Source organism: Nostoc sp. DedVER02, from assembly GCF_034530675.2.
In the GTDB taxonomy this organism is placed as follows: Bacteria; Cyanobacteriota; Cyanobacteriia; order Cyanobacteriales; family Nostocaceae; genus Nostoc.
Window position 1 is genome coordinate 27,455 of the sequence record NZ_JAVRCP020000042.1, and the last position, 12,747, is coordinate 40,201.

Annotated in this window: 12 protein-coding genes; 4 read left to right on the forward strand and 8 right to left on the reverse strand. The window is 43.0% G+C overall.

Annotation, left to right across the window (positions count from 1 at the left end; all coding sequences use genetic code 11):
• Positions 1-2: 2 nt before the first annotated feature.
• From RMZ41_RS27280 to RMZ41_RS27305, 6 genes are all read right to left on the reverse strand, one after another.
• Complete coding sequence (locus RMZ41_RS27280) at positions 3-1,235, reverse strand: aspartate aminotransferase (RefSeq protein WP_322644796.1); 1,233 nt, start codon at positions 1,233-1,235, stop codon at positions 3-5.
• Positions 1,232-2,422 (reverse strand): iron-containing alcohol dehydrogenase family protein, encoded by a 1,191-nt coding sequence (locus tag RMZ41_RS27285; RefSeq protein ID WP_322644797.1) that lies wholly within the window; start codon positions 2,420-2,422, stop codon positions 1,232-1,234. Before RMZ41_RS27285 ends, RMZ41_RS27280 begins: the two co-directional genes overlap by 4 nt.
• A 621-nt stretch (positions 2,423-3,043) precedes the next feature.
• Positions 3,044-3,565: a Ycf51 family protein gene (locus RMZ41_RS27290; RefSeq protein ID WP_322644798.1), complete on the reverse strand. Its 522-nt coding sequence runs from the start codon at positions 3,563-3,565 to the stop codon at positions 3,044-3,046.
• 135 nt (positions 3,566-3,700) lie between these two features.
• Positions 3,701-4,219: a hypothetical protein gene (locus tag RMZ41_RS27295; RefSeq protein ID WP_322644799.1), complete on the reverse strand. Its 519-nt coding sequence runs from the start codon at positions 4,217-4,219 to the stop codon at positions 3,701-3,703.
• A 306-nt stretch (positions 4,220-4,525) separates the two neighbouring features.
• The gene (locus tag RMZ41_RS27300) at positions 4,526-5,905 is read right to left on the reverse strand and encodes an O-antigen ligase family protein (protein WP_322644800.1); all 1,380 of its coding nucleotides are present in this window, start codon (positions 5,903-5,905) and stop codon (positions 4,526-4,528) included.
• Complete coding sequence (locus RMZ41_RS27305) at positions 5,887-6,729, reverse strand: YaaW family protein (RefSeq protein ID WP_322644801.1); 843 nt, start codon at positions 6,727-6,729, stop codon at positions 5,887-5,889. The genes RMZ41_RS27300 and RMZ41_RS27305 overlap by 19 nt, the downstream gene beginning before the upstream one ends.
• Before the next feature lie 130 nt (positions 6,730-6,859).
• On the opposite strand from RMZ41_RS27305, the gene RMZ41_RS27310 reads away from it, so the two are divergent.
• From RMZ41_RS27310 to RMZ41_RS27320, 3 genes are all read left to right on the forward strand, one after another.
• Complete coding sequence (locus RMZ41_RS27310) at positions 6,860-7,948, forward strand: NAD(P)/FAD-dependent oxidoreductase (RefSeq protein ID WP_322644840.1); 1,089 nt, start codon at positions 6,860-6,862, stop codon at positions 7,946-7,948.
• A 507-nt stretch (positions 7,949-8,455) separates the two neighbouring features.
• On the forward strand, positions 8,456-8,833 hold the full coding sequence (locus RMZ41_RS27315) for a hypothetical protein (RefSeq protein WP_322644802.1): 378 nt from the start codon (positions 8,456-8,458) through the stop codon (positions 8,831-8,833).
• Positions 8,834-9,265: 432 nt separating this feature from the next.
• The gene (locus RMZ41_RS27320; RefSeq protein WP_322644803.1) at positions 9,266-10,159 is read left to right on the forward strand and encodes an SIMPL domain-containing protein; all 894 of its coding nucleotides are present in this window, start codon (positions 9,266-9,268) and stop codon (positions 10,157-10,159) included.
• 463 nt (positions 10,160-10,622) lie between these two features.
• On the opposite strand, the gene RMZ41_RS27325 is transcribed toward RMZ41_RS27320, so the two are convergent.
• Positions 10,623-11,432, reverse strand: a complete 810-nt coding sequence (locus RMZ41_RS27325; protein WP_322644841.1) for an MBL fold metallo-hydrolase — start codon at positions 11,430-11,432, stop codon at positions 10,623-10,625.
• Here RMZ41_RS27325 and RMZ41_RS27330 point away from each other — a divergent pair.
• A complete protein-coding gene (locus tag RMZ41_RS27330; RefSeq protein ID WP_409876068.1) occupies positions 11,376-11,549 on the forward strand; it encodes a hypothetical protein in 174 nt (57 codons plus the stop codon). The two genes, RMZ41_RS27325 and RMZ41_RS27330, sit on opposite strands and share 57 nt — an antisense overlap.
• 347 nt (positions 11,550-11,896) lie before the next feature.
• Here the strand turns inward: RMZ41_RS27330 and RMZ41_RS27335 are convergent, their stop codons facing one another.
• Positions 11,897-12,688 (reverse strand): SDR family NAD(P)-dependent oxidoreductase, encoded by a 792-nt coding sequence (locus tag RMZ41_RS27335; RefSeq protein WP_409876062.1) that lies wholly within the window; start codon positions 12,686-12,688, stop codon positions 11,897-11,899.
• Positions 12,689-12,747 lie beyond the last annotated feature (59 nt).

Consider the following 12,747-nt stretch of genomic DNA (forward strand, 5'->3'; position numbering starts at 1 on the left):
ATTCAACCAACGAGATCGGCGATCGCTTCTGAAGCAGAAACTACGCTTTCAGGTTGATAGCGAATACCGGCTTGCTTGAAGCGATTTAAAGCTTCACCCAAGCGATCGCAGTCGGCAATCAAACTGATCCGTACATAACCCTCACCTGCAACCCCAAAGGCATTACCTGGGGTAACAACAACGCCAGTTTGCTGCAATACATTCAAGGCAAAATCCGTGGAACCCATACCCACAGGACATTTCACCCAAAGATACATTGTTGCCTTGGTTTTGGGAATATCCCAACCCAACTCTCCTAACCCGTCAATGAGAAAATCGCGGCGGGTACGGTAGCGTTGTTGTACCTCGTGCAAATAGACATCTGGCAGTTGCAAGGCGGTTTCGGCTGCTTTTTGCAAGGCGGAAAAAATACCGTAATCTAAGTTAGTTTTTAGTGTCCGCAAACCTTGAATTACATGGCGGTTCCCTACCACAAACCCAACGCGCCAACCAGCCATATTGTAAGTTTTAGATAAGGTGTGAAATTCCACACCAATATCTTTCGCACCAGGAATTTCTAGCAAGCTAGTGGGTTGATAACCATCAAAAGCTAACTCGGCATAACACAAATCATGCACCAGCAAAATTTCATATTTGCGGGCGAAGGCGACGATTTCTTCAAAAAATTCGCGGGGGGCGGTGGCGGCAGTAGGATTACTGGGATAGTTAAAATAGAGAATTTTCGCTTGTCTTGCGACTTTATCAGGAATCGCAGCTAAATCAATTAACCAGTCATTCTCCGGTTTAAGAATCAAGCTGTGGATTTTCCCGCCAGCGATCGCCGGGCCGCGAAAATGTGCAGGATAAGCTGGGGAAGGAACCAGAACTAAATCGCCAGGATTAACATAGGCGATCGCTAAATGGGTTAATCCTTCTTTAGAACCTAGCAATGGCAAAGCTTCACTATCAGGATCTAAAACCACACCATAACGGCGATGATACCAATTGGTGATCGCACGGCGAAAACTAGCAGTCCCTTCAAAGGGCGGATAACCGTGATTGGCGGGATCTTTTAAAGCAGCGATCGCCGCTTCTACAACTGGTGCTGGCGTTGCACCATCGGGGTTTCCCATCCCCAAATCAATTAAATCTAACCCTTGTTCCCGTGCTTTCGCTTTTAGTTCATCTAAACGCGCAAATACATAAGGTGGTAGTTTTTGTATACGTTCTGCTGGGACAATCCAATTTAAACTCATTCTTCAACCTCGTCACTCATTCCCTTGGGCGAAACTCGATTCATGTCTCTACTATCTATAGGTGCAGTGGTGGAAACCATTGCTGCCATCAACTGTTCTGGCGCGACTTTAAATGGTAGTCGATGGATGTCAGAATTAGGAACTAGAGCAATTTCAGCGGCTGTTTGCAACTCGCCTAATGTTATATTGCCCAATCCCAAATCACTTAATTTTTGGGGTAGTCCAATTTCTGTGTAGAACTTTAACAACTGTTGTCGTGCCGATGCTGCTAGTTGATTGCCTTGTAACATTTCTTCTAAACGCAGTTGCACCAAAATTCCAAAAGCAACTTTTTCGCCATGAATACTGCCATGTCCTGAAATATGAGTTAAACCATTATGCACGGCATGGGCCGCAACTGTGCGGCACTGCGCCCCTCCAAGCCCTCCAACTACCCCAGCGAGTAAAACACTTGCGTCTACAACTTCACGCCAAACTTCACTACCTGGTTCTTTCAAGGCGGCGGCTGACTTTTGCAAGAGGATATCTCGCAAAACTCGTGCTTGTTGCACCGCCGCAATAATTAAAGTATCTTGCAAATGCCCACTGCTAACCGAGGCTTCATACCACTTAGCGATCGCATCACCAATTCCAGCTACTAAAGTCCGTTGTGGTGCAGTTTTAATCAAGTCATAATCGAGTATCAATAAATCGGGACAACGAGACAACCCGACATCGTAAAGAAACGCCCCATCTTCCGAATAAACATTCGACAAAGCACTCCAAGCGGCACAAGTAGCCCCTGATGTCGGAATTGTCACCACCGGCAACTGTAACTGCTGCGCGAGTAATTTCGCTGTATCTAAGGCTTTGCCGCCACCAACACCGATAATTACATCAGCTTTATGTTCTTTTGCCTTCTTCTGCAAAGATTTCAGGCTAGCTTCGCAGCAATCTGCACCATAAGAAGCTTGCACAGGATGTAACTGTTGCGCTTCTAAAACTGGTTGCAAATTCTTTCGGCTGATGGTGAGAGTAGAATCACCTGCCACAATTAAGGGACGACTACCTAAAGAGGCGATCTCTGCTGCGGCTGCTTGCAACACCCCAGAACCACGGATTACTTTTGCTGGGGCAACTGTGAGTGTAAATAATGAACTAGAGGTTTGAGTAGACAAAGAAGGTTGAGTAGAAATTTGATTAGACATATAATCTAGTTTGCCAAAACTTGATATTTCTTAATCTAATAGACTTGCAACCAAAGATGCTTGTTGCCAGATAGCTACAAACTTGTATCTGACTCAACTAGGTTTTAACCGATCTAATCGCCAACTGGTTAAGCCATTTAACGGCGCTGCTCGAATCTATGGTGTCCATTAGCCTGAAATTCCGAACTATCAAAGTTTTGAATAACCGTATGATTAGTTAACATTACCACTCTCAGATTCTCAAGAAAAGTGATTGAGAACTGAATCATCTATATGATGGTTATTCCAGCTAGGCATAGGTGCGTCAGAGGAATGTATACTCCCATGCTGTTCCCTTTGCAGCGAGAAATTGCAAAAATGTCAATAGTGGCAATTAAGATAACAACTGACAACTTACAACTGTCAGTATCCATTACGCGCACGCCGATCAATCTTTTTCCACAGTAAAATCACGAAAGTGTGAATATCTTAATCTAATAAGAACTATTAATGTATCAGTAAATACAAAATAAATGATGTCATTCTGATAACAAGCATTAAGATTGGGAATTGGGCATTGGGCATTGGGAATTGGGCATTGTAAAACTCTTTCCCATTCCCCATTCCCCATTCCCCATTCCCTTAAACGTTAGGTTTTGGCAATTGGGCAAATTTATCTGTGTAAATTTCTACTGTGACTGGTGAATTTTGATGAGAAACTAGCGATCGCTTGGCCTCACCTAAGTAAACTGGTACAGAAAGCCCTGGTTCCGGGTGAATAATGGTGCGGGCGCGAACTGTCAACTTGTCGTCTTCTCGTGTACCTGAACGACCATAAGAAAAAAGATTATTAGCTGCTTGACGTAAAGTTGCTTCTAATTGTGTGGGTGTAATTTGGGGCGATGTTGCAATCACCGCTTGGTTTGAGCCATTGTCATAAACTAAAGTGTACTTGGTTGCTCCTGCAATCACAGTCCGACTCAAGGGGACTATTGAGAGTGCAAATAAACCACTTGTCAGCACCAGCATAAAGCCAGTCGTACCCACCAGCCGAAAGCGGATGCCCCATTTGAGAATAAAAGCCAAAACTGTTATGGCAGCGAATACCAAGGTAGCGATGCCTGACCATTGGGTGTACTGAAGAAAATTAGCTGTTGTGAGCATAAGGTTGGTTATAGATGCGTCTTTTTTTCGTTACCGACACACCCATTTTACCGAGAGCTTACACCATAACGGTTATCGTAGTCATTAATGCCAATCAAAATATTGGGTGCGTAGACGCATACTCTCTTCAGTTATTCAAAACAGTATTGGCTCACCAGAGACGAGATGGGAATTTTTAGATGTTTCCAGCTTAGTTTGAACACTATCAATAATCCCTAGCCAATCAGCATCTCTGTTCCATTCAGAGCGAATCCTGGTTTTAGTTTCTGCATCATAGAGGTTACAAAAAACTACATTCTCTTTTCCAGCAATTGCAGCAATAATCAGGGGCTTGGAAAAATCCTGGACTTGGGATACAGCTAAAAGGAAAGTTTTAGCAAAATTCGTTTCTATACCAGTCCTAACAATATAAACTTCATCCGCTCTAACAACAATATGTAATTTATTGTTTATATTTCCCTTAAATTCTCCCGATTTTAATTTCAGTTCAGATATATAGCCAGTTAGCCCTGTTTTGTGAACAGGAATAGTTTGATCGTTATTGATATCGTAGTTATACCATAAGTAAGATTCCCCGTTTAATTCTCCGCTTTTCACATGCAAATAAATAGGTTCTGGCGGGTTGCAAAGACCTAATTTAATTTCAGCAATCATGCTTTATGTTCCTTATGAAAGATAAAAGTTTTTCAGATATTCCGTTATATTGAATATTTTTTTAGTTGTGTTTAACTGAAGAAAAATAATAAATATACAAAAGGGCATCTACAAGAGATGCCCGTCATGCAGGAAAACCCCAAAGGGTTGTCCCTACACCTTCCCAACAATCAGCAACAGTGACTAATTAGGTATTAGTCACACTCACAGACGTGAATATAGTAATATTATTAACTTCAAACTCTAAATGTCCCCAGTGCATACACTGAAAATGAACAGATGCCTATTATTAAGTTGCTTTCCTAACTAATTTGAACCAGATGTAAACCTATCTTGTTCGTTATAACGATGTAAAACTCCGCAAATGGCAGCTAAAACTAACCATGAAAGTACATTTAAACGAAAATCGAAGAGGGTTACATCTACTGTATTCAATAGAAGCCACCCAACAAAGGCTAAAAGATAACTAAAAAAGATGAATCTATCTTCTGTATTTATATATTTTGACTTTTGTAGTAATTGAATACCTGTAATCAAAATCCAACCAAGTAAGCCGCAAAATAAAAGAGTACTGGGAAAACCAGTTTCGGCAGATAACATCAAAAATAAGTTATGGGGATGACCCAAGCCAATGTGCATTTGTGCTTTGTAGAGTTTGCTAAAACTGCGTAACCCCCAGCCATTCCAAGGGTGTTCTTGGGCTAAAGACCAGGCAAATCCCCACTGAGTTTTTCGCATTAAAGCGACTGGTCTATTTGGATACATATCGTCATTTAATCTTGCCCAAAAGAAGGCAGGAACTACCTGGCGAAAAAATTGAGCGATTGGTGAAGGAGCAAAAGCTGCCAAAAGTACACTAGAAACGATCGCAGCGACACCACCCACAAGAATGCGCCAGCCTTGGTAAACTGCATAAGCTAAACAGGCAAAAATAGCGATCGCCCACCCATTGCGTGAGTTAGTGAAAATTAAAGCAATGAAATTTGTAATCACCGCTATGGTTAGGAAGAGAAAGGGGACTGGGGACTGGGGATTGGGGACTGGGGATTGGGGATTGGGGAGTGAATTTTTCCTAATACCTAATTTTCGATTAGCAATAAATAATTGCCATTGTTCTAACCACAAACCTAAACTAAGGATGAAAACTGTTGTTAGATAGGCTGCGAAGGTGTTAGCGTGCAAGAAGAATGAAGCGATGCGACCTGGTGGATTTCCTCCTGGTGCGATCGTCCAACTCAATACAACCCACAAAATCTCTAATTGAAAACTCCAGCCTAAAAATAACTGCCCCAAGCCAAGAATTGTTACCGGCATGGAACCGATCGCTAAAACCCAAGCCATTTGCCGCAATTGCACAAAGGTTTGAATGAGAGCGCTATGGGCAACGAACAGTAAAAAGAATGGTAATAAATTAAATAAGCCGAGGAAAGCTGTTGTCTTGTCATCGGCAAATGCAGCACTCACGATCAGCAACACACTCAAAAGGGCAAATCCCCAGTTGAGGGGTCGGCGATTAATTTTGTGGGATTGTTTCAGCCAAGTTATTAATGAGACAAAACCGAGAGTTACAGCCCCCAACAATGGACTCAATGGGAAGATTAACAGTGCCCATAGAGAGTAGTTCCAAGGAGATCGCCAACGAGATTTAAAATAGTTAGAAACCTTGTTCAAGCTGGCTCCCAACATTCCTCACGAGTGAGGCGAATTTGGGCTAGGGCAAAAATAGTAGGAATGATCCGACCATAGTTAGTGGCGATCGCTCTCCATCCTAAATCTGCAAAAAACCAAGTCCACATCATCGGCCCAATTACGGCAAACATCGTGCGGGCTGCCCCATAACGAGCAGCACTTACTGTCATACCCCGTTGCGCCATTTGCATAGCTACATAGCTTTGAAATTGCGTTGCAGCTGCTTCTGTGCCTGTAATTGCCGCTTGTCTAGCTACTTCATAAGTAGCAAAGTGAATGGCAAATTGACGGGCAATTTGCTTAAGTACAAGTGGTTGGAGAAGAGAAGTAACGGCGATCGCACTACCGCCTTTGAAAAGCAAACCCAAGGGATCGGGCTGCAATAAAATTGGTAGCGGTTCCTTTAGTTCTGATTGCACAAGGTGACGCTGCACTCGGAGAGTCAATTTTTGTTTTTCCTGTTCAGGTAATTTTTTCCACACCTGTCCTAGCAGATGTAAAAATACTTCTGCTTCTAAATCAATAGTTGGTAGCTGTTTAGAATAGGGAATTTTTAGATACTTACATACTTGAACTAAGGCTTGTCGGTAAGTTACCTGCCCTGTACGTCCTCGTAATACCGTTATCCCATCTGCCGCCAAAAAACGAAAGCGTCCCTCTAGTGAATCTAACCAAGCTTTACGGTCTTGGCTTTGCACTTCGATGGGTTCGGGTGTGTGTACATAATCTAGGGGATTGAACTTACGACTAAATAGAATTGCCGTTAAATCTTGCAATTCTTCTTCGGTCGCTAACTCTAGCGCCGCCCTCATTTCATCCAATTTCCCTTCCTCCCTTCCATGCAGCTTTCTGTACCTTATTCTACTATTAGCTTTCAGCACTCATTAGTAGTAATTTTGTCCTTTGATAATAACTAATAACTAACAACCAATGACTAAGGACTATGGACTCATGACTGATATTGCAGTGATTGGTGCCGGAATGGCCGGTTTAGTCTGCGCCCAGCAATTAAGCCAAGCTGGATATTCTGTGCTAGTGGTAGACAAGTCCCGTGGTTTGGGAGGAAGACTAGCTACGCGCCGCTTGCATGGAACTTGGGCGGATCATGGGGCTTGTTACCTGAAGCCAAAGGGTGAATTATTTAAGCGTTTTGTGGAGATATTGCGATCGCGCCATATCCTTGAAGTTTGGACAGAGGAGGTTTATGAACTCACAGCAGATGCTCCTTTATCTGAACCGAAAAACCGCAGTCCGCGATATGTTGCACCTGGGGGAATGAGTGCGATCGCTAAATCTCTCGCCCCAGGTTTAGAGATATTACTGAATCAGCGCGTCATTGCTATTACCCCAACTCCCGAAAATAGTTGGCGTTTGACTCTCGAATCTAGTAACAAAGAATTAACTGCCAAAGCTGTAGTCATTGCCATTCCTGCACCTCAAGCTGTGATGTTGTTGGAAACTTTGGGGGAAGATGTATTAGATACAGTCTTTCTTGATAACTTGCGTTCTGTAGAATTTTATCCTTGCATTAGTGCGATCGCGGGATATCCTCCCACATCCCACCCCCTCCCTCAGTGGAAAGCCTTAACTTTTGTCGATGATGCTGATTTAGCATGGATTGGTTTGGACAGTAGCAAGCGTCCTAACCCTCAACAACCACATTTTGTAGTACAAAGTAGCGCTGATTTCGCCCAACGCCATTTAGAATCCCAAGATTTAGAACCTGCCGGAAAGCTGATGTTGCAACGAGCAGCTGAAGTTCTGTCCTTTCCTTGGCTGAATACTCCCGAATGGATGCAAGTACATCGTTGGCGTTATGCCTTTCCTAGTCGTCCTTGGCACGAAGCTTTTTTGTCTGCCAGAACCCCCTTACCTTTAGTTTGCTGTGGTGATTGGTGTGGCGGCAATCTTGCGGAAGGTGCGATGCTTTCTGGATTAGCTGCGGCGGATGAAATTAATCATCAGTTGCGTCATCTCCCATTAGATAATGTGAACTTTTTAAACGTTTTTGCCCGATCATTTCATCAGTCGCTAGACTGATTTTGCACTCTAGTGAGTCGTTATTTCTCTGACTTCTTAAATCAGTGTGCAACAAATAAGTTTTTTAGATGAAATAACAAATTTCACAATAAAAATAAAATGTGATATAAATGACCAACAAAGCTTAACTTCATTAAAAACTTGTTCCTAATTCAAGTCGTTTTATTGGCGTTATTCTTGATCCCCTACTCTTAATGCTGCATTTTATGTAGATTTCTTCCAAAATGGCAGAAATTTGAAATAATTAGGATTATAAATATAAAATGTCGCTAACCTATCAGCAGATTGGATGCTGTTTTAATAAGTCATACTGGGAATCAGTATAAACTTTAACTAAAATAAGCAACAGCAAATGTCTGATATTCTCCCAAGAGAAAAGGCTGGTTGCAGGGGGTTTGCATCTATCAGTTGAATTACTTTTAACTGATTGTCATGACGACGTTGCCATCTAAAAAAGTTGTTTTTTCCACCCATCCTTGACTGGATTAAAAAAGAGGTTTAAAAATTATGAAAACGGTAGTCAATTTAACACAGCAATCAGTAATAGGAGAAATTGAAAGCGTTTTGGATACGTATCCATACCACCCATATCAAAGAGCCTTTGCAATTCCTGACTTACGCCAAGAACTAATTACTTTTGTTCTCAATCGCATTCCCTCTTTTGACGGCGCTATGGCTGACGAACATATTTCCCTAACGCAGGCTGAACAAGGAACTTTGGCCTATTACAAATTGCCTCGTAAACCCTTAGAACAGCAACTCCACCTACAGAATTTGATTCACCAAGGCATTTGTTTAATCGTTCAAGAAAAGTCAGATTGGATTAACCATCGTGCTTGTGAAACAGTTCAGCCAACTTGTGAAGCTTCTCACTGGTTTGGTTAATACTTCGCAATGAATTGAATTTTTGAGCTAATCCCGCAACTAAATGCTGCGGGATTAGCCGAATATTTTTGAATAGTTAAGCCAAAATTCAGTATTAATTCTGTACTAAGTATAGGATTAATACTGAATTTTGAACGGAATTAGGTATTGTAGAGTGTGTTAGAACGGATCTTGTCAAGGCTTTAATGGCGTACTCTCCGCGCTCACATCCTACGTATATTTTCAAAAATCAAACGGGATTCCTATAGGAATATTTGGGACTAGGAATAGTTTTCAACTCTTAGAGACGCGCAAGGGACAAAACTTGGTTGGGATCTGAATTCTCATACAAGTTTCCCCAGTCCCTAATCCCCAATCCCCAGACCCTCCTTCAAGTATCCTGCTCTTGAGGTGTAAACTTTGACAATTAGGTTCAAAGGACATTCCCAGGATATGAGAAAAATAACTGCTTTAATGTTACTAAGTATTACGGTGACTGTCGGAGTAGGAGCATTAACACCCAAAGCTACTAATGCTCAATTATTTTATCCACCAGCAAGCGATCGCCATTCATTAATGGTAATCGGTCAAGGGGTAGTGAGAGTGCCAGCAGATACAGCCGATATTGAATTGGTATTCAGTAGCGAAAGTAGCAATGATGAGTTAGAAACCCAACCGTCATCTCTACCGCAAACCCGCGGCATATCCTCACCCTCCGGGTATGCCTCCGGCACGCCAAGGGCGAACGTCAGTCTGGAACAACAAGACCCGGCTGCCTCACCGACTCTACTCTTAAATTACAAAACAGCAGCAGAATCTTCACCAAGCAAAAAACCTCTAACTAAAGCAACTCTCCAGCCTGTAGTTAATAGCCTAGTTGCCAAAGGGATTAGTAATGATAAAATTCAAGTGCAAATTAGCCCTAATTCCAGTGAAAATAACGCCAAGATACTGATAAGACTGGAAAAGCCGACGCGCGATCGCGTTCAGGAAATTGTTGCTACAGCGAACAAAGCAACAAGCCAACTTGAAAATCTTTCTGTTAAGAGTGTCGGTGTTGAGTACGCAGTAAATGATTGTCAGGCTTTGCAGAGTTCGGTTTATCAATCAGCGATGAAAGACGCTCAAAGTCGCGCTCAGGCTTTAGCAACTGCTATGAGCGTTAAACTTGATACCCCTTCTGTAGCCGAACCATTTTACACATTATTCTATCCCTCATGTAGTTCTAAAACTGGAGTTCCTTTACCCTCATTTGCGAGTTTTTTGTTATCACCAACTTATAATCCTGATTCTCCAGCCGAAGTTGAAATGAAAAAGGATATTTTTGTGACATATACAACTAAATAAGCATTGAGGTTAAGTGTGTCGCACTTTTCTTTAGCCAAAATAGAGAGTGCGATCGCTTTACTAATAGGACTTACGCAAAAAATAACCAAAACCCTTATTCTCCGGTAGAGGTAATTCATGAATTGCCCCTACGCCGTATAGTTTTGCGTAAGTCCTAACTAATTTATATTAATTTTCCTGCACAGTTATAGCGTAGGTGTTCATAATTATTTTGTTCAAGAGCGATCGCTACTCTCTAATTAAAAAACTCCAGATTTGTTTGTAACAAATCTGGAGTCAGGAAAGATACGCATTTACCTATACCAAATTTTCACCGTCAGAGCATCCTACGTCATCAGGGTATACACTCAAATACAGTAAAGGATGTCTGAGGATTAACTGCTTCCTTTACACAACTTTTCTGTTTGAATAGCAGTAGGAAGTATTATTGTCCATTCTGTGAAACTCTTCAAAGATGAAATTTCTAGTTTTGAGAAGTGCTAGATTGTTCAGCGAAGGCTTTGAACTCGATTGCATCGTGACTACAGAAGAGGCGCACGCCTTGATTGCGATCGCTTGATAAAGCACGTAGCCGATCTTGATTGAGTAACCGAGCCTTGCGATCCACCTCCATCATCCATTGGTAGGCACGCAAACCTGGCGTGCAGCTTGCTTTAGAGTCCATCTCGTGCCGATAAAAGTAGGCATCACCTGCATGTAGAAGCCAACCCTCTGGTGTATCAATGGCGATCCCAGCATGACCCCGCGTGTGACCAGCAAGCGGGATGAGGAGAATCTCTGGTGGCAGTCCATCAAGATTACGTACTGCCTCAAAGCCGAACCAAGGTTCACCTCCCGCCGAATAGTATTTCCAGTGTTGAACCTCATCCCACTGTTCTGGACGATAGCGCCCTCTGGCGATAAAGCCGCGCCGATCTTGCGCGGTTTCAATCTCAGTCTGCATTACATGCACTGTTGCTTCCGGGAAATCTTCCAGACCACCCGCATGATCGAAATCGAGGTGAGTCAAAACAATATGACGCACGTCTCGCGCCAAAAATCCAAGCCGCTCAATTTGATCTAGTGCCGTGTATTTTTTATCAAACTGAACACCATTGAAATGAATGAAGAACGGGCTGAGGCGGGAGTAAGGCGACTTGATATCGCGCAGTCCGAAGCCAGTATCAATGAGAACAAGTCCTTGCTCTGTCTCGATCAGCAAACAGTGGCAGACAAGGTGAGCCTTCGGGCCGCGACTAAAGCCATCGAAGAGGGAACCACCAAGCGGGCACATGCAGCCACAATTGAGATGATGAATTTGCATGAATCTCCTAAATATGTGAGATTGCCGACTGTACAATTAGCTTTGCTAAGGGCATCAGCGAAGCTAATCACGCCCCGCTTGACTTGAAAAGAGTAGCAATTGAGGATATTTTGTAGGATTTACGCAAAACTACAAGTGGTAGGGGTATTAACAATTCAAAATTCAAAATTCAAAACAATTTAAGACGGGGATTTACAGCAGAATTTACGATATAGCAAGGGACTGGGGACTGGGTGAAAAGTCTTTTTGTGTCTAAGTTTCATAATCTGTTGATGTCCTAACCACCTTGACTGTTGCTATAAATACCCTGTGGGTACTGCGTTGGAGAACTCGCAGAGTAGCCGCTTTGTGTCTACATGAATTGCCCCTAGCAGAAAATCAAAGTTTGGGCTATTTTTCGCGTAAGTCCTGTTTTCTTTAACTCTAGGTGCAAATTAGTTATTGCCTGACTCTGGCTCACTGAGCTTGCGGTGTTGTTCAGCATTTACAGTATCAGGTAAAACCTTACTGACAGTGCCCAGAAGCTTCGTTTTGAGCGAACCGGCGATGATATCATCCTTGCCTGCCATTAAAGCATCAAAACCCTGCTTGGCGACCTCAGCCGGATCGTCCTTTTGATCTGTGCCCACCTTCGTATCATCCATACCCGCACGGTGGAAGAAGTTAGTATCGGTTGGCCCTGGCATAAGGGCGGTGACAGTAACACCCATGTCCTTCACCTCGTTGCTTAACCCTTCTGAAAAAGAATGCACAAATGCCTTAGAAGCCGCATAGACTGTCTCAAACGGGCCAGGCATCAGGGCAGCAATCGACGATGTGAAAAGGATTCGACCTTTGCCACGTTCAACCATATCCTTCACTACCCGTTTGGCAAGATGTACGGACGATACGACGTTCAGGTTGATGAGATTAAGTTCGTCTTTCAAGTCAGTTTCGCGGGCAAACTCACCGCCGACACCAACACCTGCGTTGATGGCGATCGCATCCACTGGTCGCCCAGTTGCCTTAATCTGGTTATAGAGGGTCTCAACACCTTCATAAGTAGCCAGATCGGTCTGCACTGTCTCAACTTTGGCCCCCAGATCCTCGAAGGCAATAGCCGCTTCATTGATGCTTGATCCGGTGGCTGTGACTAGAAGATCAAAGCCGTTTTGGGCAAACTGTTTGGCAAGTTCATAACCAATGCCGTTGGAAGCACCTGTGACGATCGCTAGAGGTCGAGTCAAGGAACTGTTCATAACCATCTAAAACTCCTATATAGCTATTCCACGTTTGGCTATAGCTT